At 64.9% G+C, this 19,421-nt stretch carries 26 protein-coding genes; 19 read left to right on the top strand and 7 right to left on the bottom strand.

Annotation, left to right across the window (positions count from 1 at the left end; translation table 11 throughout):
• Nucleotides 1-3: 3 nt before the first annotated feature.
• Genes FHY55_RS18410 through ispH form a run of 3 tightly spaced genes read right to left on the bottom strand, consistent with a single transcriptional unit; the run spans nt 4 to nt 2,043 of the window.
• Complete coding sequence (locus FHY55_RS18410; protein WP_140015578.1) at nt 4-501, bottom strand: hypothetical protein; 498 nt, start codon at nt 499-501, stop codon at nt 4-6.
• Between the two features lie 51 nt (nt 502-552).
• Nucleotides 553-1,047, bottom strand: a complete 495-nt coding sequence (locus FHY55_RS18405; protein ID WP_140015577.1) for a hypothetical protein — start codon at nt 1,045-1,047, stop codon at nt 553-555.
• A gap of 45 nt (nt 1,048-1,092) precedes the next feature.
• Entirely contained in the window at nt 1,093-2,043 is a 951-nt protein-coding gene (gene ispH, locus FHY55_RS18400) for a 4-hydroxy-3-methylbut-2-enyl diphosphate reductase (RefSeq protein WP_140015576.1), read from the bottom strand.
• Nucleotides 2,044-2,173: 130 nt separating this feature from the next.
• Between ispH and FHY55_RS18395 the strand changes: the two genes are divergently transcribed.
• Complete coding sequence (locus tag FHY55_RS18395) at nt 2,174-2,647, top strand: cytochrome c (protein WP_140015575.1); 474 nt, start codon at nt 2,174-2,176, stop codon at nt 2,645-2,647.
• A 62-nt stretch (nt 2,648-2,709) separates the two neighbouring features.
• Here the strand turns inward: FHY55_RS18395 and FHY55_RS18390 are convergent, their stop codons facing one another.
• Nucleotides 2,710-3,288 carry an NYN domain-containing protein gene (locus FHY55_RS18390; RefSeq protein WP_140015574.1) on the bottom strand — a complete coding sequence of 193 codons (579 nt, stop codon included), beginning with the start codon at nt 3,286-3,288 and terminating at the stop codon, nt 2,710-2,712.
• 133 nt (nt 3,289-3,421) lie between these two features.
• Here FHY55_RS18390 and folK point away from each other — a divergent pair, with 133 nt between their 5' ends.
• The 6 genes from folK (at nt 3,422) to FHY55_RS18360 (ending at nt 8,866) form a co-directional block, all read left to right on the top strand.
• Nucleotides 3,422-3,988, top strand: a complete 567-nt coding sequence (gene folK, locus FHY55_RS18385; protein ID WP_140015573.1) for a 2-amino-4-hydroxy-6-hydroxymethyldihydropteridine diphosphokinase — start codon at nt 3,422-3,424, stop codon at nt 3,986-3,988.
• A 124-nt stretch (nt 3,989-4,112) separates the two neighbouring features.
• Nucleotides 4,113-4,466 carry a DNA-directed RNA polymerase subunit omega gene (gene rpoZ, locus FHY55_RS18380; RefSeq protein ID WP_140015572.1) on the top strand — a complete coding sequence of 118 codons (354 nt, stop codon included), beginning with the start codon at nt 4,113-4,115 and terminating at the stop codon, nt 4,464-4,466.
• A 22-nt stretch (nt 4,467-4,488) separates the two neighbouring features.
• Nucleotides 4,489-6,606, top strand: coding sequence for a bifunctional (p)ppGpp synthetase/guanosine-3',5'-bis(diphosphate) 3'-pyrophosphohydrolase (locus FHY55_RS18375; RefSeq protein WP_140015571.1), 2,118 nt, complete (start codon nt 4,489-4,491; stop codon nt 6,604-6,606).
• 85 nt (nt 6,607-6,691) lie between these two features.
• Entirely contained in the window at nt 6,692-7,321 is a 630-nt protein-coding gene (locus FHY55_RS18370; RefSeq protein WP_371706980.1) for a DUF2062 domain-containing protein, read from the top strand.
• Nucleotides 7,322-7,602: 281 nt separating this feature from the next.
• Entirely contained in the window at nt 7,603-8,346 is a 744-nt protein-coding gene (locus FHY55_RS18365) for a pyridoxine 5'-phosphate synthase (protein WP_140015569.1), read from the top strand.
• Nucleotides 8,347-8,401: 55 nt separating this feature from the next.
• Complete coding sequence (locus FHY55_RS18360) at nt 8,402-8,866, top strand: hypothetical protein (protein ID WP_140015568.1); 465 nt, start codon at nt 8,402-8,404, stop codon at nt 8,864-8,866.
• 37 nt (nt 8,867-8,903) lie between these two features.
• Here FHY55_RS18360 and FHY55_RS18355 read toward each other — a convergent pair whose 3' ends face one another.
• The gene (locus tag FHY55_RS18355; RefSeq protein WP_140015567.1) at nt 8,904-9,794 is read right to left on the bottom strand and encodes a LysR substrate-binding domain-containing protein; all 891 of its coding nucleotides are present in this window, start codon (nt 9,792-9,794) and stop codon (nt 8,904-8,906) included.
• Between the two features lie 88 nt (nt 9,795-9,882).
• On the opposite strand from FHY55_RS18355, the gene FHY55_RS20905 reads away from it, so the two are divergent.
• The 11 genes from FHY55_RS20905 (at nt 9,883) to recO (ending at nt 16,572) form a co-directional block, all read left to right on the top strand.
• On the top strand, nt 9,883-10,017 hold the full coding sequence (locus tag FHY55_RS20905) for a hypothetical protein (RefSeq protein ID WP_256377566.1): 135 nt from the start codon (nt 9,883-9,885) through the stop codon (nt 10,015-10,017).
• A 49-nt stretch (nt 10,018-10,066) separates the two neighbouring features.
• A complete protein-coding gene (locus FHY55_RS18350) occupies nt 10,067-10,489 on the top strand; it encodes an ABZJ_00895 family protein (RefSeq protein WP_140015566.1) in 423 nt (140 codons plus the stop codon).
• Entirely contained in the window at nt 10,486-10,941 is a 456-nt protein-coding gene (locus FHY55_RS18345) for a hypothetical protein (protein WP_254695366.1), read from the top strand. Before FHY55_RS18350 ends, FHY55_RS18345 begins: the two co-directional genes overlap by 4 nt.
• Nucleotides 10,942-10,948: 7 nt before the next feature.
• On the top strand, nt 10,949-11,359 hold the full coding sequence (gene acpS, locus FHY55_RS18340) for a holo-ACP synthase (protein WP_140015565.1): 411 nt from the start codon (nt 10,949-10,951) through the stop codon (nt 11,357-11,359).
• 199 nt (nt 11,360-11,558) lie between these two features.
• Nucleotides 11,559-12,353, top strand: a complete 795-nt coding sequence (gene lepB, locus FHY55_RS18335) for a signal peptidase I (protein ID WP_140015564.1) — start codon at nt 11,559-11,561, stop codon at nt 12,351-12,353.
• A 4-nt stretch (nt 12,354-12,357) separates the two neighbouring features.
• Nucleotides 12,358-13,077, top strand: a complete 720-nt coding sequence (gene lepB / locus FHY55_RS18330; RefSeq protein WP_140015563.1) for a signal peptidase I — start codon at nt 12,358-12,360, stop codon at nt 13,075-13,077.
• A complete protein-coding gene (rnc, locus tag FHY55_RS18325) occupies nt 13,074-13,754 on the top strand; it encodes a ribonuclease III (RefSeq protein WP_140015562.1) in 681 nt (226 codons plus the stop codon). Before lepB (FHY55_RS18330) ends, rnc begins: the two co-directional genes overlap by 4 nt.
• On the top strand, nt 13,754-14,554 hold the full coding sequence (locus FHY55_RS18320) for an endonuclease/exonuclease/phosphatase family protein (RefSeq protein ID WP_140015561.1): 801 nt from the start codon (nt 13,754-13,756) through the stop codon (nt 14,552-14,554). Before rnc ends, FHY55_RS18320 begins: the two co-directional genes overlap by 1 nt.
• 58 nt (nt 14,555-14,612) lie before the next feature.
• Complete coding sequence (era, locus tag FHY55_RS18315; RefSeq protein WP_140015560.1) at nt 14,613-15,524, top strand: GTPase Era; 912 nt, start codon at nt 14,613-14,615, stop codon at nt 15,522-15,524.
• On the top strand, nt 15,521-15,847 hold the full coding sequence (locus FHY55_RS18310; RefSeq protein ID WP_140015559.1) for a DUF1491 family protein: 327 nt from the start codon (nt 15,521-15,523) through the stop codon (nt 15,845-15,847). The genes era and FHY55_RS18310 overlap by 4 nt, the downstream gene beginning before the upstream one ends.
• The gene (gene recO / locus FHY55_RS18305) at nt 15,847-16,572 is read left to right on the top strand and encodes a DNA repair protein RecO (protein ID WP_140015558.1); all 726 of its coding nucleotides are present in this window, start codon (nt 15,847-15,849) and stop codon (nt 16,570-16,572) included. The genes FHY55_RS18310 and recO overlap by 1 nt, the downstream gene beginning before the upstream one ends.
• Nucleotides 16,573-16,576: 4 nt before the next feature.
• On the opposite strand, the gene FHY55_RS18300 is transcribed toward recO, so the two are convergent.
• Nucleotides 16,577-16,975 (bottom strand): META domain-containing protein, encoded by a 399-nt coding sequence (locus FHY55_RS18300; protein ID WP_140015557.1) that lies wholly within the window; start codon nt 16,973-16,975, stop codon nt 16,577-16,579.
• A gap of 77 nt (nt 16,976-17,052) precedes the next feature.
• Between FHY55_RS18300 and FHY55_RS18295 the strand changes: the two genes are divergently transcribed.
• Entirely contained in the window at nt 17,053-17,655 is a 603-nt protein-coding gene (locus tag FHY55_RS18295; RefSeq protein ID WP_140015556.1) for a DUF4189 domain-containing protein, read from the top strand.
• Between the two features lie 31 nt (nt 17,656-17,686).
• Here the strand turns inward: FHY55_RS18295 and FHY55_RS18290 are convergent, their stop codons facing one another.
• Nucleotides 17,687-19,363, bottom strand: coding sequence for an acyl-CoA dehydrogenase family protein (locus FHY55_RS18290; protein ID WP_140015555.1), 1,677 nt, complete (start codon nt 19,361-19,363; stop codon nt 17,687-17,689).
• Nucleotides 19,364-19,421 lie beyond the last annotated feature (58 nt).

Raw genomic sequence — 19,421 nt, 5'->3', positions numbered from 1 at the left:
AATTTACTTTCGTTTCAGCAGCTTGTCGGCGTCACGGTTCACGCGGCGGTAATCACGGATCGGCACGGCGGCGCGTATTGCGTCGTAAACCGGCTTCATCCGGGCGGCATCGGCGGGGCTGACGAAGGGCGGCAGCTTCAGCCCGTTTACGCCAACGCCCCAAACCCAACCGCTCCGCGCCTCGCCGTAGCGCTCGGGCGCAGGTAACGCACGCGGGGGCCGCTCGGCAAAGCCGCTGCGCTCAACCGCGGTGTCGATGGCATAAGCCTTCTCCCGGTCTGCCTTGGCATAGCGTGTCACGCAATCTTCCTCCTCCGGCCCTCGGCAGGCCATGAGCATCACGCTCGAATCCGAGTAGACCTCAAAGTAGAAGCCCTTGAAGCCGGGCTCGGTCGATCGGGTGTTTTCATGCAGGTATCTGGCAACGAGCGCGGGCGGCTCGGCGAGGGCGGGAACGGGCGCGAGCAGCAGGAGGCAAAGGGTAAGCAAAATACGAGTCATGCCCAACACTGCCCCAGCGTGTGCCGTAAGGGAAGCCTGAACAGAGGGGCGTTACTCGCCCTCGGCCAGCCTGTCTGCCGCCGCGTTGACCTCTGCAAGGGCTGCTTTGGGGAGGGCGGCATGGATCGCGTCCAGCACCGCCTTGACTCGCGCGGCATCTGCCTTGGCGGGCAGGGCGGGGAGGGTCACCTCCTGCTTGCTCCACACCAGCTTGCCCCAGCGCAGCCCGCCGCCAATGGGCGGCTCCGGGTTTAGCGCGGCTGGGCGTTGCGCAAGGCCAGAACGTTCGGCCACCCGGCGAATGGCCCGCAGCTTGCTCCGGCGCACGCGAGCCTCGCGCTGCACGCAGCCCTCCGGGTCATACCCCCGGCAGGCGGTCAGCACCGCAGTGCCATCGGCCCGGATCTCGGCGCGGAATTCCTCGCGGTAGGGCGGTGGCAGCGAGCCGTTGTCATAGCCGTATTCCACCACCACGGGCGGCGGGCCTTCGGCCCGGGCGGAGGGGGCGGCAAGCAGAGCGAAAATCAGACAGAGGGCGCGTTGCATCGTAGCGAGAGTGCCCCAGCCTTGGCGGCCAGAAAAGGGAAAATCTCAGGCCGGTTCGCGCAGGACGCGGGGCACCTTGAACTCGACGCGCTCCTGCGCGGTTTCTACCATCTCGACCGTCACATTGTAACGGCTGCGGAAGGCGTCGATCACCTCTTCGATCAGCACTTCGGGGGCAGAGGCACCGGCGGTGACGCCGACAGAGCCGATGCCCTCCAGTGCCCGCCAGTCGATGTCACTCGCCCGCTGCACAAGCTGGGCATAGCCGGAGCCCGCCCGGCTCGCCACCTCGACCAGCCGCCGCGAGTTGGAGGAGTTTGGCGCGCCCACCACCAGCAGCGCGTCGGCGCGGGGGGCGATGGCCTTTACTGCCTCTTGCCGGTTGGTGGTGGCATAGCAGATGTCTTCCTTATGCGGCCCGACGATGGCCGGAAAGCGGGCCTTCAGCGCGGCGACGATCTCGGCGGTGTCATCCACTGAAAGCGTGGTTTGGGTGACAAACGCCAGCTTCTCCGGGTCGCGCACCTCAAGGCTCGCCACGTCCTCGGGCACCTCAACCAGCAGCACCTCGCCCTCGGGGAGCTGGCCCATGGTGCCAATGGTTTCGGGGTGGCCCGCATGGCCGATCATCACCATCTGCAAGCCGTTCTCGGCATGGCGCTCGGCCTCGATATGCACCTTGCTCACCAGCGGGCAGGTGGCATCGACAAAGACCAACTCGCGCTTGGCGGCCTCGGCGGGCACCGCCTTGGGCACCCCGTGGGCCGAGAAGATCACCGGGCGGTCGTCCGGGCATTCCTCCAGCTCTTCAACAAACACCGCGCCCTTCTCGCGCAGCCCGTCCACCACGTATTTGTTGTGCACGATCTCGTGGCGCACGTAGACAGGCGCGCCCCATTTCTCCAGCGCCATCTCGACGATTTTGATCGCCCGGTCGACGCCGGCGCAAAAGCCGCGCGGAGCGGCGAGGAGGAGGGTGAGAGGCGGTTTGCTCATGCTGCTAGAGGTAGTGCGCGACGCGGGCGAGGTAAAGCGCTGCCGATTGACGCGGGCGTGATCGGCACGGGGCTTGCCTTCCCCCTGCTGGAAGGTGGCAGACCCTTCCGCAAGAAGGAGATTTGCCGCCATGAAAGCCCCCCTCATCACCCTCGTTGCCACCGTCACGGCCGCAGCCCTCTGGCTTGCTTGGCCCGGACAGGCTGAAAGCACGGCAGGCTTGCTGCCCTATGACGATCCTGAAGCCCTCGCCCTCGGCAAAACGCTCTACGCCGACAATTGCGCCGCCTGCCACGGCGCGGCGCTGGAGGGGCAGGTGCCCAATTGGCGGGAGCGAGATGCCGATGGCATGATGCCCGCGCCGCCGCATGATGAGAGCGGCCACACGTGGCACCACCCTGATGCCATGCTCTTTGCGATCACCAAGTTCGGCACCGAGGCTGTGGTGGGGCAGGGCTACCGGAGCAACATGATGGGCTTTGAGGGCGTGCTGAGCGATGAAGAGATTCTCGCCACGCTCGCCTTCATAAAAAGCACATGGCCGTCCGAGCTGATCGAGGCGCATAACGGCATGAACGCGCAGTTCGAGGCCTCTCAAAACTGAAAAGGCCCGCCACAACGGGCGGGCCTTGAACCGTAGGGTGGGCAATTTGCCCACCGCCGGGGTCAATCGCGGGCGGTCAGCTCCTCGGCGCCCGCAGGCTCGGGGCGCGGCTCGCGCGGGGGGCGGCCGATCACGTCTTTCAGCTCGTCCAGCTCGATGAAGTTGTCGGCCTGACGGCGCAGTTCATCGGCGATCATCGGCGGCTGGCTGCGGATCGTGCTCACGACCGACACGCGCACGCCCTGGCGTTGCAGTGATTCAACCAGCGGGCGGAAATCGCCATCGCCGGAGAACAGCACGATGTGATCGACATGGGGAGCCAGCTCCATCGCATCGACAGTCAGCTCGATGTCCATGTTGCCCTTCACCTTCCGGCGACCCTGACTATCAACGTATTCCTTGGCGGCCTTGGTCACCATCGAGAAGCCGTTGTAGTGCAGCCAGTCCACCAGCGGGCGGATCGGCGAATACTCGTCGTTCTCCAGCAGCGCGGTGTAGTAGAAGGCGCGCAGCAGCTTGCCACGGCGCATGAATTCCTGACGGAGGAGCTTGTAGTCGATGTCAAAGCCCAGGGCCTTGGCGGCGGCGTATAAATTTGAACCATCAATAAACAGAGCGAGGCGCTCATCACGGTAGAACATCAAATACCCTTTCTGTATATGGGCCCGGAACTCCCCGTGTGTGGTGGTGGTGGGAGGGGAAAGAGTGGAGTTTTCCCGAGACCGTAGCGGAAAATAGTGTAAATAAAGTCGGTCGCAACCCTCCTAGTGTCATATGACAGTCACAAATGCTCTTATTGCCGCCGGGTCAAACGCAACGTCACCGGCGGGTCACCCAAATGTAACGATCCTGTCGGCGCTTTCCGCCCTCAATCACGATTCGTTTGCGATAGTGGCAAAAAGCCGCCTCTTTGAGACCCCTGCATTTCCGCAGGGGGCAGGTCCGGATTTTGTGAATACCGCTGTCTTGGCTGAAACCACGATGTCTCCCGAGGCGGTTCTGGCGCATCTGCACGCCGTCGAGGCGGCGCACGGGCGGGTGCGCAACAAGCGCTGGGGCCCGCGCACGCTGGACCTCGACCTGATCGGCTGGGGTGATGCGGTGCGCCCCGACCGGCCCACATGGCGGCGCTGGGCGGGGCTTTCTGCCGTCAGCGCTGCGCGAGAAACCCCGCAAGAGCTGATCCTGCCGCATCCCCGGTTGGCCGAGCGCGCCTTTGTGCTGGTGCCCTTGTTGGACATTGCCCCGGATTGGACACACCCCGTCACCGGCCTTTCGGTGGCGCAAATGGCGGCGGCGCTGCCGCAAAAGGCACGCGATGAGATCAAACCCCTGTCATAGTGCCGCAATGCCCTGCAAAACCGGGGCCTGCTCCTTCAAAACCGGCCCCCGCCCCCTTGCCATCGCCCCATAGCCCCGTTAAGTAGCGGCCTTCACTGCCCAACCCTCCCTGCAGGAGATATCCATGGCCCGCGTCACCGTTGAAGATTGCGTCGATAAAGTCCCCAACCGCTTCGAGCTTGTCATGCTCGCCGCGCACCGGGCTCGTGAGATTGCCGCAGGTGGCAGCATCACCATCGAGCGCGACAACGACAAGAACCCGGTTGTCTCGCTGCGCGAGATTGCCGAGGAGACCCAGCAGGCCGATGATCTGCGCGAGCGCATGATCGAGAGCTATCAGACCCAGATTGAGGTTGATGAGCCCGAGGATGATGCAATGGCGCTGCTGATGGGTGCCGAGCAGGACAAGCCCGCCGACGACGACATGTCGGAAGAGAAGCTCCTCCGCGCCCTGATGGAAGCGCAGGAACAGAAGTAACCTCAAACCAAGGGCGACAGGCATGGACTCCGACGGTCTCGTCGCCCTCGTTTCTTCCTACAACCCGAACTGTGACGCCAAGCGGATCGCCGAGGCCTTTGCCTATGGCGAAAAGATGCATGACGGCCAGCTGCGCCAGTCGGGCGAGCCCTATTTTACCCACCCCGTCGCTGTGGCCGAGCTGTTGGCGCGGCAGATGTTGGATGATGACACGATCATCACCGCGCTGCTGCATGACACCATCGAAGACACGATGGCCAGCTACTCCGATGTGTCGCGCCAGTTCGGGGCCGAAGTGGCCGAGCTGGTGGATGGCGTCACCAAGCTGACCAATCTCCAGCTTTCCAGCACCGAGACCAAGCAGGCCGAGAACTTCCGCAAGCTCATCATGGCCGTCAGCCGCGACCCGCGCGTGCTGCTCGTCAAGCTGGCGGACCGGCTGCACAACATGCGCACCATCAAGTTTCAGCGCCCCGAGAAGCAGGCGCAGAAGGCGCGCGAGACGATGGATATCTTCGCGCCGCTCGCCGGGCGCATGGGGATGCAGTGGATGCGCGAGGAGTTGGAAGACCTCGCCTTCAAAGTGCTGAACCCCGAGGCCCGCAACTCGATCATCCGCCGTTTCATCATGCTGCAACGTGAGAGCGGCGATGTGATCGACAGCATCACCCGCGACATTCAGAAGGTGCTGAAGAAGTCGGCCATAAAGGGCGAGGTGCTGGGCCGCGCCAAGAAGCCCTTCTCCGTCTGGCGGAAGATGCAGGAAAAGCAAAAGAGCTTTTCGCGGCTGGCCGATATCTATGGCTTCCGGGTGATCCTCGACTCCGAAGAGGATTGTTACCGCGTGCTTGGCGCGATTCACGCCCGCTGGACGGCGGTGCCCGGGCGCTTCAAGGATTACATCTCGGCCCCCAAGAACAACGGCTACCGCTCGATCCACACCACTGTGACGGGCCGCGACGGCAAGCTGGTTGAGGTGCAAATCCGCACCCGCGAGATGCATGATGTGGCCGAGGCTGGCGTGGCCGCGCATTGGAGCTACCGAGACGGGGTGCGCGCCGAAAACCGCTTTGCCGTCGACCCGGCGCAATGGATCCGCTCGCTGACTGACAGGCTCGACGTGGAAGACCACGACGAGTTTCTCGAGCATGTGAAGCTGGAGATGTATCAGGACCAGGTGTTCTGCTTCACCCCCAAGGGCGATGTGATCAAGCTGCCCCGCGGGGCGACCCCGATCGACTATGCCTATGGCATTCACACCCGCATTGGCGACAGCTGCGTGGGGGCCAAGATTGACGGGCTGCGCGTGCCGCTCTGGACACGGCTGAAGAACGGCCAGCAGGTGGAGATCATCACCGCCGAGGGCCAGAGGCCGCAGCCGACATGGCTGGATATCGTGGTGACGGGCCGGGCCAAGAGTGCCATCCGCCGCTCCCTCCGCGAAGAAGACCGCGAGCGCTTTATCAAGCTCGGGCGCGAACTGGCCCGCGTGGCCTTTGAGCATGTCGGCAAGAAGGCCACGGAAAAGGCGCTGACCACGGCGGCCCGAACGCTTGGGCTGGTAGACCATGAAGAGCTGCTGGCGCGCCTCGGATCGGCCGAGCTGACCGCGCGTGACGTGGTGAGCACGCTCTATCCCGACCTTGCCGAAGCCCATCGCGGCGAGGTGGTGGATGAGGCCCGCTCGGTTGTGGGCCTACCCGAAGGCCAGATCTCCACCCGCGCCCAATGCTGCCAGCCGGTGCCGGGCGAGCGGATTGTTGGCATCACCTATCGCGGCAAGGGTGTGATCGTGCATGCCATCGACTGCCCGGTGCTGGTGGAGTTTGACGACGAGCCTGACCGCTGGGTTGACCTCCAATGGCACTCCGGCCAGCACGGTGCCGTCAACACCGTGACCGTCGAGCTGACCATCTCCAACGATGCGGGCATCCTCGGGCGCATCTGCACCCTGATCGGGGAGCAGAAGGCGAATATATCCGATCTGCACTTTATCGACCGGAAACAGGATTTTTATCGTCTCTTGATAGATGTGGACTTGCGTGACGTGGAGCACCTGCACATGGTGCAGACCGCGCTTGAGGCCGATAGTGATGTGGCCGAGATCGCGAGAGTGAAGAACACGGACCGCAAACCATGAACCAGCGGCCCCCGGGGCGGGGCCGCAGAGCAGGGGAAGAGGCTTGGTATTCAGGCGCAGGGACAGGCGAAGCTGGGCACGAATCGTGCTCGAGTTCTTCTACCCGCGCGGCGGCTGGTATCGTGCGGCGCAATATGTGCGCCACAGGCTACGCCGCCTGCCCGACGCTCCCAACCGCATTGCCCGTGGCATCTGGGCCGGGGTTCTCGTGAGCTTCACCCCGTTCTACGGGCTGCACTTTCTTTCGGCCTTCCTCGTTGCCAAGGTCATGCGCGGCAATATCCTCGCCGCCATCCTCGGCACGTTCTTTGGCAACCCGATCACCTTTCCGATCATCGCGGCCCTCTCGCTCAATCTGGGCCACGCGATGCTGGGCACCCGCCCCGTCTTCGGGCGCGGCCCGAGGCCGGATGACAGCCATGGGCTGATGAAGGCGTTTTCGGGTGCCATGTCGGACCTGTGGAACAACTTCATCTCGATCTTCACGCCCGACAAGGCCCATTGGGGCAAGCTGGCGGGCTTCTTCGATGATGTGTTCTTGCCCTATCTCATCGGCGGCATCGTGCCCGGCGTGATCTGCGCCACGATCTGCTATTATGTTTCCGTGCCCGTCCTCACCGCCTACCAGCAACGCCGCAAGGGCCAGCTGAAGGCCAAGCTGCAAGAGATCGCCGCCAAGCGGAAGAAGCAGGAAAGCGACGTGGCGGGCGAGTAGGGCAGGGCGCTTTCAGCCTTCCTAACCAAAGCCGGGGTGCGCCGTCCTGCGGGGTGGCGCAGGCAACGTTGGTTTGGGGCACTTTATGGCGCGGTGGTCATCTCACCTTGCAGAATGGTGCCAACGCAACCGAAGCGCCGCCCCGGGGGGCGGGACGGCGCTGCCCGGCGCGCATCGGGCTGGCACGGCGGCTCAACTGCGCCACATACCATCCCACGGCAGCACCCCTTCCAACCCGGCAAAACCCGCCCTAAGGTCCGCCTCAAAAAAGGGCTTGCAGCATGACTGAAAAACTCCGCCTCGGCGTCAACATCGACCACGTCGCTACCGTCCGCAACGCCCGCGGCTCGGCCTATCCCGATCCGCTCCGCGCCGCCAAGCTGGCCGAGGAGGCCGGGGCCGATGGCATCACCGCGCATTTGCGCGAAGACCGCCGACATATCTCGGATGGCGATATCGAAGCGCTGACCGAGGCGCTCACCGTGCCGCTGAATTTCGAGATGGCTGCGACCGAGGAGATGCAGGCCATCGCCCTTCGCCATAAGCCCCATGCGGTGTGCATCGTGCCCGAGAAGCGCGAGGAGCGCACCACAGAGGGCGGGCTGGAAGTGGCGCGTGAAGAGAACAAGCTCGCCCATTTCATCGCCCCGCTGGCCGATGCAGGGTGCCGCGTGTCGATCTTCATCGCTGCGGATCAACGCCAGATCGAGGCCGCGCACCGGATTGGTGCGGCGGTGGTTGAGCTTCACACCGGCGCCTATTGCGACGCCCACGCCGAGGGGCGGCTGAAGGAGCGCGACGAGGAGCTGGAGCGCCTGCGCGAGATGTCCGCCTTCGCCCATTCCCTCGGGCTGGAGGTGCACGCGGGCCATGGCCTTACCTATGACACCGTGCAACCCATCGCCGCCTTCCCCGAGCTGCGCGAGCTGAACATCGGCCACTTCATCATCGGCGAGGCAGTCTTTCGAGGCCTCGTGCCTGCCATCCACGAAATGCGCCGCCTGATGGACGAGGCCCGCGCGTAGGGTGGGCAATTTGCCCACCACCCCGCCCTCCCAAGCCAGAAAGGCACCACAGCCCATGCACCGCCTCTTCGCCGCCCTTGCCTGCGCTCTCCTCACCCTGCCTGTTGCCGCGCAGGATCGGGCCGCATTGGAAGCGGATTGCGACTCCAATGGCAATTATCAGGCCTGCCGCGAGGCCCTCATGTCGCAGGACTTGCCAGCCGGAGAGGCGCAGAAGCGGGCGATGATACAGCTGTCTGCCCTTGGTCGTTGCCACGATGCGCAGGCCCCTCACGGCGAGTCTTGCTGGTATGTCGGCTACACGCTTGCCTATGACGATGTGCTGCCCACCGATCCCGAGCGCGGGTTTTTCTACGCCAACCGCGCCTGTGACATGGACAGCGTGAAGGGCTGCGTGGCGCTGATTGCGATGCATGCCAACGGGATTGGCACTGAGAAGAGCGAAGACGCCACCCGCGTGGCCGCCACCCGCGCCTGTGATCTCGGCCACGCCGACGCCTGCGCCTTCATCGGCCGTTAATCTGCGTAGGGTGGGCAATTTGCCCACCACCGGGCGCTCAGCCGCCCAGCCCCTCCGCCGCAATCGCGCCCTTCAGCCAGCGCCGAAACAACCGCGCCGGGTTGCTCAGGCTGCGCCCCTCGGCGTGGAGCAGCCAATAGGCGTGCTGGGTTTTGTGCCAGCGCGGCAGGGGCGCGACCACCTGGCCCCGCGCCAGCGGATCATGCGCCAGCACCTCGAAGGCCAGAAACACCCCTTGCCCGGCCATCGCCGCGTCAAAGCATAGCGAGGCGTCTGAAAACTCAGGCCCGCCGCCCAGCGCCACGGCGGCGTCTTCGGGCTGCAACCAGTTGTTCCAGCCGAACATGGCGGAGGTGTCTCGGATGATCGGCAGGGCGGAGAAGTCTGCGGCGCTCTGCACCTGCGCGGCCATATCGGCGGAGCATACCGGCACGATTCGCTGATCAAACAGCCTCTCGCAGGCCACGCCCTTGTAGCCGCCCGGGCCGATCCGCACCGCGAGGTCGATATCCGAGGCGGCAAAATCAACCAGCCCCACCGCGCTGTCGATCCGCACCTGAATGTCTGGATGGGCGCGGGTGAAATCGGCCAGCCGCCAGATCAGGAAGCGGGCCGCAAAGATCGGCGCGACAGAGACGGTGAGAACATGCGCCCGGTCGCGCCGGGCCGCCTCTGCGGCGCGGGTGAGGCGGGCGAAGCCTTCGGCGAGGTTGGCAAAGATCTCCTCGGTGCCCTCCAGCGGTGTCATCCCGCCCGGCCTGCGCTCAAACAGTGCCCGCCCCAGCGCCGCCTCCGCCCGCGCCACCTGCTGGCTCACCGCGCCGGGTGAAACCCCAAGCGCCGCGCCGGCCTTGGAGAGCGAGCCCAGCCGCGCCACGGCCTCGGCGGCACGCAGGGCATTGAGGGGAATTTCATTCAGATCAGGCATATAGAAAAACTAAAGCCATATCCAGCACAGGCGCAATCCAAAAGGGTCGCGCTGGGGGCTATGTTGAGCCTAGCTGAAAGGATGCCCCATGCTCCGTTACCTCCGCACTCTCTTTGCCTCGCCCCCGGCCTCCGACCCGGCCGACCCTCTTGCCCACCCCGCGCTTCGCGCCATGAGCGCCCGCGAGTTGGCCGACCTTCCCCTGCCGCGCCCCGGCCGTTAAGCTGCGCTGCAAAGGCTGTTTGTGGCCGAACGGAGCGGAGACAGGTGCGATGCGGGTAAACCTTATGCGATACGCGGGCGTTTACATCGCCGCCGCTGTGGGCCTCGCCGTGCTGATCTGGATCGCGGATGCCGCCTTTGGCCTGCGCCTGCCGACCGGTCTTTCCACCGCCCTGCCGCCTATGCTGGCGGCCTTGCTCGAAGGGCAGGCCTTCGCGCGGGCGTACCGCGAACTGGCACCGAACGGTGAGGCATGGTCTATCGCGCTTCGGATGACCCTTGTCGTGGCGGTTATCAATGCCGTCATCCTCCTCGGCATGTTGCTCTTTACGCCACAGCTGGCAGACCCGGAGGCCTTTGGCATCATCGCCGTTGTCTTCGTGGTGCTGCTGGGCTTGGTGCTGGTCGTCAATCGCGTGTTCTTCGGCATGGGGGTCAAGAGCCAGTTGAAGGCGCTGGAGGGGGGCAAGTGATCCGCGCTGCTCTCGCGTTGCTCGCGCTCAGCCTGCCTGCCACCGCGCAGGAGGTGTCTGACTGCGGCGACTGGCGCACGCAGGCCCGCAACATCCCCGAGCCGTGGGAGGCCAGCACCCGCAGCTTTGCCAATGGCGATGTGCGCCTTGTGTTGCTCGACACGATCGAACCCGCTGCCGCCCCCACTCACCTGATGATCCTGTCGCCACCTTTCGACGAGCTTGGCAGCCGCCAGTGCAAGGTGCTCTCCCGCGAGGGGCAGGCGGGCTGGGCGGGGATGCAGTTTGAACGCCTCGAAGCGGGCTATGACCCGGCCCGCGGCCTCACCTTCACCCTTCCGGCGATGATCTGGCTGCCGGAGAAGAACTTCGTCAACTCCACCCTGCTCTCCATCACGCTCAACCAATCGACCGGCGAGATCACCGTCAGCCAGCAGCTCGGCAACGAATGAGCTGCCCATGATTCTCGGCATCGGCACCGATCTGGCCAACATCGAGCGTATCGCGGCCACGCTGGAGCGGTTTGGCGACCGCTTCCGCAACCGCGTGTTTACCCCCACCGAACAGGCCAAGGCCGAGCGGCGGGCCGATACGCCGGGCACCTATGCCAAGCGCTGGGCGGCCAAGGAGGCGTGCTCCAAGGCGCTGGGCACCGGGCTGCGCATGGGGATCGCGTGGAAGGACATGTCGGTGCGCAACCTGCACACCGGGCAGCCGGTGATGGAGGTGACGGGCTGGGCCGCCGAGCGGCTGGCCTCGATGACGCCGCCGGGGCATGAGGCGGTGATCCATGTGACGCTGACCGACGATCACCCATGGGCGCAGGCCTTCGTGGTGATCGAAGCCCTGCCGCGCCGCGCGGCGGAGTAACGCGCGCCGCCGGGGCGATTGGGGCGCGATAACGCTATGCATGGGGTGTGCATCACTTGTGCATGGGATGTTGCCCATCACCGCGGCGTGATCGTGCCGCGCCGTTAACCTTCCCGCGCGGTCCCCTTACGTTAGCTTGACACTACCTCGCCTCACCGCCATGAAGCGAGCCGAGCGAGGAGACAGGCGAGGGAGCCGAATGGCCGAGAAAACCAAAGCCGGCGACGGCATCATGGAGACGGTCAAAACCGTCTTCTGGGCCCTCATCATCGCCGGTGTCTTCCGCACCCTGTTCTTCCAGCCGTTCTGGATTCCGACAGGCTCGATGAAGGACACGCTGCTGATCGGCGATTTCCTCTTCGTCAACAAGATGGCCTATGGATACTCCAAGCATTCCTGCCCGTTCTCCGCCTGCCCGATTTCGGGGCGGATCTGGGCCGGTGCGCCGGAGCGCGGCGATGTGGTGGTGTTCCGCCATCCGGTGAGCGGTGCCGATTTTGTGAAGCGTCTCATAGGTTTGCCCGGAGATCGCATTCAGGTCACCAAGGGCCAGCTGATCGTGAACGGCACGCCCTACAGCCAAGAGGACGGTGGGCTTTATACCGAGATCAAGCAGCCTCAGGGCAGCCAGGGCACCGAGCCCGCCTGCTCCAACGCGCCGGTTGGTCAGGGCGGCACCTGCGAAAAGCAGCGCCTGATCGAAACCGACCTGAACGGCAAGAGCTACAGCACCCTCGACGTGCGCTATCTGCCCAATCGCCATCAGGATGAAACCAAGGTCTACGTGGTGCCCGAGGGCGAGTATTTCTTCATGGGCGACAACCGCGACAACAGCCAGGACAGCCGCGTGAGCCAGCAGATTGGCGGCGTTGGCTTTGTGCCCTACGAAAACCTCATCGGCCGGGTCGACCGGGTGATGTTCTCCTCCGCCGGTCGCTCGCTCTTCTACTTCTGGACATGGCGGGGCGACCGCTTCTTTCACAAAGTAGAGTGATCCGGTGCGCCGGGTTCTCTACTGGTTTTTCATCGGGATAGGCGTTGCCGTGGTGCTGGGCCTTCCCGGCCTCGCCCTCGCTGTTCGCTTGGTCTGGGCCCCGTTCTATATCCCGGCAGGCTCGATGAAGCCCACGCTGCTGGTGGGCGATTACTTCTTCGTCAACGAGCGGTTGGCGCGCCCCGTGCAACGTGGCGATGTCGTGGTGTTTCGCCATCCGGTGAACAACACCGATTTCGTCAAACGTGTCATTGCGCTGGGTGGCGATACCATTGCTCTGGAGGATGGCATCGTGGTGCTGAACAGCGCGCGGTTGGAGCAGGTGCCGCTGGGTGATTTTGTGGAGGTCAACGCGCCCCAAGGGCCCCACCACAGCGTGCCGCGCTGCATGCCACCCAAGCCCGCCCTCGGCGCAGATTGCCGCAAGGCATTGCTGCGAGAGACATTTCCGGGCGGTCGCAGCCATTTGATGCTGGATATGGGCCGCTCGTCCCTTGATGACATGCCCCGCCGGACGGTGCCCGAGGGGCATATGTTTGTGCTGGGCGACAACCGCGACAACAGCCTTGATAGCCGGGTGAGCCAGTCTGCCGGCGGGCTTGGCTTCGTGCCGCTCGAGAACATTCGCGGCTATGCCGACAGGGTGCTGTTTTCTGCCGCCGGTTCGTGGCTTTATGATTTTCGTAACTGGCGCGATGATAGATACGGGATGCAGATCGAATGAAGCTCTCGGCAGAGATTCAGGCTTTTGCGGCGCGGCTCGGCCATGAGTTTGCCACGCCGGAGCTGCTGATACGCGCATTGACCCATCCGTCGTTCTCTACCGCCGGGCAGGACAACAACCAGCGGCTGGAGTTTTTGGGCGACCGGGTGCTTGGCCTTGTGGTGGCCGAAGCGCTGATGGAGGCGGATCCGGCAGCGGCGGAGGGCCAGCTTTCGCCCCGCTTTCATGTGCTGGTCAACAAGGAAACCTGCGCAGATGTGGCCCGCGAGATTGGCCTTGGCGATGTGCTCAAGCTGGGCCGCTCCGAGATGCAATCGGGCGGGCGGCGCAAGGAGGCGCTGCTGGGCGATGCGATGGAGGCGGTGATTGCCGCCGTCTACCGAGATGCGGGCTACGATGCCGCCCGCGCCGTGGTGCGCAAGCATTGGCTGGGGCGGGTCAAAGGCGTTGAGGCGGATGCCAAGGATGCCAAGACGGCGCTGCAAGAATGGGCGCAGGCCCGTGGGTTGCCGCCTCCAAGTTACGAGTTGCGCAAGCAGGAGGGCGTTGGGCACGAGTTCATCTTCCACATGGCCGCCGTTCTGGCCAGTGGTGAAGAGGCCATGGGCAAGGCCCGCCGCAAGAAGCTGGCAGAGCACGAGGCGGCGCGGGCCTTGCTGGGGCGACTGGAAAGCTGATGCGGATCACCTGCCTCAACGCCTGGGGCGGGCGGATGCACGGTGAAATGTCTGCCTGGCTCGGTGCGAACGATCCGGATATCCTGTGCCTTCAAGAGGTTATCCACGTTCCAAACAGCCCTTCAGAATGGCTGGATTACCGCGATGAGGGGCGCAACCTGCTCCAGCGGGCCGACATGCTGGCCGATCTCGCCGCTGCGCTGCCGGGGCATGACATCACCTTTTGCCCTGCGGCCCGAGGCCCGCTCTGGCATGGCGACTCGCAGGTTTGGAGCCAATGGGGCCTCGCCACGGCGGTTCGGCGCGGCCTGCCTGTCACCCATCAGGCACAGGGTTTTGTGCATGGCAGCTTCGGGGCGGAGGGCTTTGGCCCGCATCCCCGCTCCCGCACCGGCCATGCCATCCGCCTCTGGCGGCCCGAGGGCGCGGTGGTGATTGCCCATATGCACGGGTTGCGCGACCCTGAGGCTGGCAAGGCCGACACCCCTGCCCGCGCCGCGCAGGCCAAGCGCCTTGCGGGCTTGGTCGAGGCGGTGCTGCACCCCGGCGATGGGGTGATTATTTGCGGCGATTTCAACGTGCTGCCCGGCAGTGAAACCCTTGAGCATCTCTCCAGCCTCGCCCCGCGCGAGCTTGTCACCGAAGGCGGCCACCCCGGCACCCGCAACAGCCTTTACACCAAGCCCGAGCGCTTTGCCGATTACATGATGGTCAGCGATGCGGTGCCGGTGTCCCAGTTTGACGTGATCCATACCCCGGAAGTCTCTGACCATTGCCCGCTTGTGCTGACACTCGCCTAACCCTATGGAAGCGCCTTCCCCGGCGGGCTAGACTCGCCGCCATGAAAGGCTACAGCCCATGACCACACGCGCCGGTTTCGTCGCCCTGATCGGAGAGCCCAACGCGGGCAAATCGACGCTGACCAACCGCATGGTCGGCGCGAAGGTGAGCATTGTGACCCACAAGGTCCAAACCACCCGCGCCCGTATTCGCGGTGTGGCGATTGAAGGCGAGAGCCAGCTTGTGTTCGTCGACACCCCCGGCCTCTTTCGTCCGCGCCGACGGCTGGACAGGGCGATGGTGGCTGCGGCATGGGGCGGCGCGGCGGATGCCGATGTGGTGGTGCTTCTGGTCGAGGCGCACCGGGGGCTGACTGAGGGGGTGCAGGCCATTCTGGACGCGCTGAAAGAGCGCGAGGTTGAAGGCCAGAAGGTGGCGCTGGCGATCAACAAAATTGACCGGGTGAAATCGGAGGTGCTGCTGGAACTGACGGCAAAGCTCAGCGAAGCCTATGATTTTGCAGAGGTCTTCATGATCTCCGCCGAAAAGGGCCATGGCGTGGACGATCTGCGCAAATGGCTGGCCGGTGAGCTGCCCGAAGGGCCGTGGCTTTACCCCGAAGACCAGATCGCCGATCTGCCCCTGCGGATGATTGCTGCCGAGATGACCCGCGAAAAGTTAACATTGCGGCTGCATCAGGAGCTGCCTTATCAGCTGACGGTCGAGACGGAAGCTTGGGAAAACCGTAAGGATGGCAGCGCGAAGATCGACCAGATCGTCTATGTCATGCGCGACGGGCACAAGGGCATCGTGCTGGGCAACCGGGGCGAGACGATCAAGGCCGTGGGCAAGGCGGCGCGCGAGGAGCTGGAGGAGTTTCTCGGCCATCGCGTTCACCTTTTCCTGCAGGTGAAGGTGCGCCCGAATTGGCTTGAAGAGTCAGAGCGGTATGACGAGATGGGCCTTGATTTCAAGGACGGGAACGCTTGACCCGGCTGACCAGCTCGTTTTGGGTTCAGGCCTATCTGACCCGCCTGCGTCTGGCCGACATCCCCGCCTTCGTGGTTGCCAAGGGCGATGAGACGGCGGGCAACATTCTTGTCAAGCAAAGCCCGCTCGATGGCTCCGCGCGGGCGTTTCAGCGGATCATGGCAATGGACGGCTCGCGCCCGTGGGACGTGTTGGCCGAGGGGCCGGAGCCGGAGGTGGATGAGGTGCTGCGCGAGCAACGCCGGTTTGACCCGGATATCTGGGTGATCGAGGTGGAAGACCGCGCCGGGCGGCACTTGCTCGACGAGGAAGGGCTGGATTGATGGAGTGGCGTGCGGAAGGCGTGCTGCTGACCACCCGCCCTCATGGCGAGAACGCCGCAATCATTGAGGTTTTCACCGCCGAGCGCGGGCGCCATGCGGGCGTGGTGCGCGGCGGGGCAGGGCGCCGGATGTCGCCCATCCTGCAACCGGGCGCGCAGCTCGATCTGACTTGGCGCGCGCGGCTGGAGGATCACCTCGGGGCCTTCACCGTCGAGCCGATGCGTGCGCGCGCTGCCGGGGTTTTGGGTGACCGGAGGGCGCTGGCGGGGCTGGGTGCGGTGACGGCGCTGCTCTCCTTCGTTTTGCCCGAGCGCGCCGCCTACCCCGGGCTCTACACCCGCTCGCTCACCGTGCTGGACCTGATCGAGGAAGCCTCTGACCATTGGCCGCTGGCTTACCTGCGCTGGGAGTTGGCGCTGCTTGACGAGATGGGCTTTGGCCTCGATCTCACCACCTGCGCCGCTACGGGCGCGCGTGACGGGCTGGTTTATGTGTCGCCGAGGACCGGACGGGCGGTGAGCGAAAGCGGGGCCGGGGAGTGGGCTGCCAAGCTGTTGCCCTTGCCGCCGTGCCTGATGGGCGAGCCGCCGGAGAGCGCCGGTGAGTTGATGCAGGGCTTTGAAACCACGGGGTATTTTCTGGAGCATCAGCTCAGGGCTTCGCTGGGCGAAAAACCTTTGCCCGGCGCGCGCGGGCGCCTGATGCGGGTGCTCGCCAAGGGCTAGGGCGTCACTCGCCGTTGCTGCGCCGAAACACCATTTCGCGCCCCGCCTCGTTGGACAGGATCAGCACTGGCCCGGAAGCCTCTGCCAGAGTCATCTCGGAGAGCGCCTTGAAGAAGGCTGCCTCGCCGTTCAGGTGCAGGCAGGCCCGCCGGGTGGCGGCGATCGGGCCGGGTTGAAACCACGGGTAGGGGGCGTCCTGCGCTGCCGAGTAGCTGTTGCAGGGCGCTTGCCCCGCGATCCGCCCGGCTTCGCTCAGGTCGAGCGTGGCGCCCCATTCAAAGCCTTCGCCGTCAATCTCTTCCAGCTGGTACAGGCCAGAGGCATAGCCGGTGAGGGTTTCATCCGCGCAGGCGGTGGCTAGGGGCGGCAGGGCGAAGAGGGCGGCAAGGGCGAGAGGTTTCATGCCGACAGAGGTAGTGCGCCAACCCGCCGCCGCCAAGGTGCCATGTTGGTGCCACAGGGCTTTGCGACACTTGCGGCATGTTGAAGCGATCAACTCTTTTTGGCGCTGTGGTGGCGATCACCGCCCTGTCCTTCACAGCGGTCTCCGGCCTTGTGAACAGCGATCAGCCCGTGCCCGCCGCCGCGCTCCAAGGCCCTGCACCGCAGGCGCTTGCCGCGGCCTATCCGCAGGCCTGGGCCATGCATCAGGCCTATGATGAGTTTCTTGCCGGGCCGCAGTGGTATGGCGCCTTTGCCGTTGGAGCGGATGGCGCGTTTGGGGCTGTTTCGGGCTATGCAGACCGCAGCGTTGGCCGCGCCGATGCGCTGGCGCATTGCGCGACCTGGGCGGAGGATTGCCGGATCGTGGCAGAGCTGTTGCCCGCCACCCCTCTCGCACAGGGCGCGCCGCCGGTTTCGGGGCCACAGGCGGAGGCGCTTATCGGGTTGCGGCGCAGCTACAGTGGCCTGCGGGCCTTTGCCGTCGATAAGCGGGGCCACTGGGGCAGTGCATGGGGCTTCACCTCCCCGGAAAAGGCAGAGGCAAGGGCCGTTTCGGAATGCCGGGTTGCGCAGGGGCGTGGCACGCCGCCGCCCAACAAGCCGGGCTACGCTTGCAAGGTGATCTGGGTCAGCCGCTAGCGGTCTTGCGAGGCCGCTGAGTGGTGCGCGGTCAGGCGAGCAGGCGGCGGGCGATGACCTGCGCCTGAATCTCTGCCGCGCCCTCGAAAATATTGAGGATCCGCGCGTCGCAAAGCACCCGGCTGATGGCATATTCCATCGCAAAGCCATTGCCGCCGTGAATTTGCAGCCCGTTGTCCGCCGCTGCCCACGCCACACGCGCGCCGAGCAGCTTGGCCATGCCCGCCTCGACATCGCAACGCACGCCATTGTCCTTTTCCCATGCCGAGAAATAGGTGAGCTGGCGGGAGATCATGATCTCCACCGCCATCATCGCCAGCTTGGAGGCGACACGGGGGAAGTCGATGAGCGATTTGCCGAATTGCTTTCGGTCCTGCGCGTATTTCATCGAAATATCCAGCGCCGATTGGGCCACGCCGATGGCGCGGGCGGCGGTTTGGATGCGGGCGCTCTCGAAGGTTTCCATCAGCTGCTTGAAACCCTTGCCCTCTTCGCCGCCCAGCAGGTTCTCGGATTTCACCTCGAAACCGTCAAAGCCCAGCTCGTATTCCTTCATCCCGCGATAGCCGAGCACCTCGATCTCGCCGCCGGTCATGCCGGGGGTGGGGAAGGGGGCGTCATCGGTGCCCGGCGTCTTTTCGGCCAGAAACATCGAGAGGCCTTTGTAGTCGCTTGTCGAAGGGTCTGTGCGGGCAAGCAGGGTCATCACATGGGCGCGGGCGGCGTGGGTGATCCAGGTTTTGTTGCCGGTCACCTTGTAGGTGTCACCCTCCTTCACGGCGCGGGTGCGCAGGGCGCCAAGGTCGGAGCCGGTGTTGGGCTCGGTGAAGACGGCGGTGGGCAGGATCTCGGCGCTGGAAATGCGGGGCAGCCAGCTTTCCTTCTGCGCCTCTGTGCCGCCGCAGATGATCAGCTCGGCCGCGATTTCGGAGCGGGTGCCAAGTGAGCCGACGCCGATGTAGCCGCGTGAAAGCTCCTCGGAGACCACCACCATGGAAGCCTTCGACAGACCGAAACCGCCGTATTCCTCAGGAATGGTCAGGCCGAAGACGCCCATCTCGGCAAGCTCCTCGATGATCTCCATCGGGATCAGCTCGTCCTTGAGGTGCCAGTCATGGGCGTGCGGCTCGATCTTGTCGACCGCGAAGCGGCGGAACTGCTCGCGGATCATCTCCAGCTCGTCGTCCAGCCCGGTGGCCCCGACCGTGATTTCGGCGGAGCGCTCCTGCATCAGCTCAACCAGTCGCAAGCGGGCGGCCTGGCTGTTGCCCTTGGCGATGAGGTGGCGCACCTCATGGGTCATCAGCGCATCGGCGCTGTCGATGCCAATGTCGGAGAGCCGGATGATCTCTCCCTGGCTCATCGGGATGCCGCCGACCATTTGGGCGAGATACTCGCCGAAGGCGATCTGGTGGATCAGCTGCTCCACCTCGCCAAATTTGCCTTCTCCCTGGAGCTTCTCGGCCCAGGCCTGCATCTGCTTGAGCGATTGCACATAGGTCGCAAACCACGCCAGCCCGTGGGCCGCTGTCTGGTTGGCCTCCACAGCGCCGCCAGACACCCGGCCATCCGTGGCCAGCTCGGCCCTCAGGCCCGATTTTGCCGTTTCCAGCAGCGCCTCGGCGGGGGGCACCGCGGCGGCGGTGAGGGTGAGGAGATCGGGGAGAAGGATGGATTGGGCGGTCATGTCCTGTCCGTCATGGGGCATGGATTCGGTCCTCGCTGTCGTGCTCGGGATGGGATAATCCCTTCGCAGGCGCAGCGCA

This window comes from Oceanicola sp. D3, from assembly GCF_006351965.1.
In the GTDB taxonomy this organism is placed as follows: Bacteria; Pseudomonadota; Alphaproteobacteria; order Rhodobacterales; family Rhodobacteraceae; genus Vannielia.
This window is presented reverse-complemented; position numbering and strand designations above follow the sequence as displayed.

Coding starts and splice junctions, on each gene's coding strand:
- FHY55_RS18360 (WP_140015568.1), top strand. CDS start 8,402: ATGCACCGCCTCTTCGCCGCCCTTGCCTGCGCTCTCCTCACCCTGCCT.
- recO (WP_140015558.1), top strand. CDS start 15,847: ATGGAGTGGCGTGCGGAAGGCGTGCTGCTGACCACCCGCCCTCATGGC.
- FHY55_RS18365 (WP_140015569.1), top strand. CDS start 7,603: ATGACTGAAAAACTCCGCCTCGGCGTCAACATCGACCACGTCGCTACC.
- FHY55_RS18295 (WP_140015556.1), top strand. CDS start 17,053: ATGTTGAAGCGATCAACTCTTTTTGGCGCTGTGGTGGCGATCACCGCC.
- rpoZ (WP_140015572.1), top strand. CDS start 4,113: ATGGCCCGCGTCACCGTTGAAGATTGCGTCGATAAAGTCCCCAACCGC.
- FHY55_RS18350 (WP_140015566.1), top strand. CDS start 10,067: ATGCGGGTAAACCTTATGCGATACGCGGGCGTTTACATCGCCGCCGCT.
- FHY55_RS18375 (WP_140015571.1), top strand. CDS start 4,489: ATGGACTCCGACGGTCTCGTCGCCCTCGTTTCTTCCTACAACCCGAAC.
- rnc (WP_140015562.1), top strand. CDS start 13,074: ATGAAGCTCTCGGCAGAGATTCAGGCTTTTGCGGCGCGGCTCGGCCAT.
- acpS (WP_140015565.1), top strand. CDS start 10,949: ATGATTCTCGGCATCGGCACCGATCTGGCCAACATCGAGCGTATCGCG.
- FHY55_RS18390 (WP_140015574.1), bottom strand. CDS start 3,288: ATGTTCTACCGTGATGAGCGCCTCGCTCTGTTTATTGATGGTTCAAAT.
- FHY55_RS20905 (WP_256377566.1), top strand. CDS start 9,883: ATGCTCCGTTACCTCCGCACTCTCTTTGCCTCGCCCCCGGCCTCCGAC.
- FHY55_RS18405 (WP_140015577.1), bottom strand. CDS start 1,047: ATGCAACGCGCCCTCTGTCTGATTTTCGCTCTGCTTGCCGCCCCCTCC.
- FHY55_RS18320 (WP_140015561.1), top strand. CDS start 13,754: ATGCGGATCACCTGCCTCAACGCCTGGGGCGGGCGGATGCACGGTGAA.
- FHY55_RS18410 (WP_140015578.1), bottom strand. CDS start 501: ATGACTCGTATTTTGCTTACCCTTTGCCTCCTGCTGCTCGCGCCCGTT.
- FHY55_RS18290 (WP_140015555.1), bottom strand. CDS start 19,363: ATGCCCCATGACGGACAGGACATGACCGCCCAATCCATCCTTCTCCCC.
- FHY55_RS18300 (WP_140015557.1), bottom strand. CDS start 16,975: ATGAAACCTCTCGCCCTTGCCGCCCTCTTCGCCCTGCCGCCCCTAGCC.
- lepB (WP_140015564.1), top strand. CDS start 11,559: ATGGCCGAGAAAACCAAAGCCGGCGACGGCATCATGGAGACGGTCAAA.
- ispH (WP_140015576.1), bottom strand. CDS start 2,043: ATGAGCAAACCGCCTCTCACCCTCCTCCTCGCCGCTCCGCGCGGCTTT.
- era (WP_140015560.1), top strand. CDS start 14,613: ATGACCACACGCGCCGGTTTCGTCGCCCTGATCGGAGAGCCCAACGCG.
- FHY55_RS18395 (WP_140015575.1), top strand. CDS start 2,174: ATGAAAGCCCCCCTCATCACCCTCGTTGCCACCGTCACGGCCGCAGCC.
- folK (WP_140015573.1), top strand. CDS start 3,422: ATGACAGTCACAAATGCTCTTATTGCCGCCGGGTCAAACGCAACGTCA.
- FHY55_RS18355 (WP_140015567.1), bottom strand. CDS start 9,794: ATGCCTGATCTGAATGAAATTCCCCTCAATGCCCTGCGTGCCGCCGAG.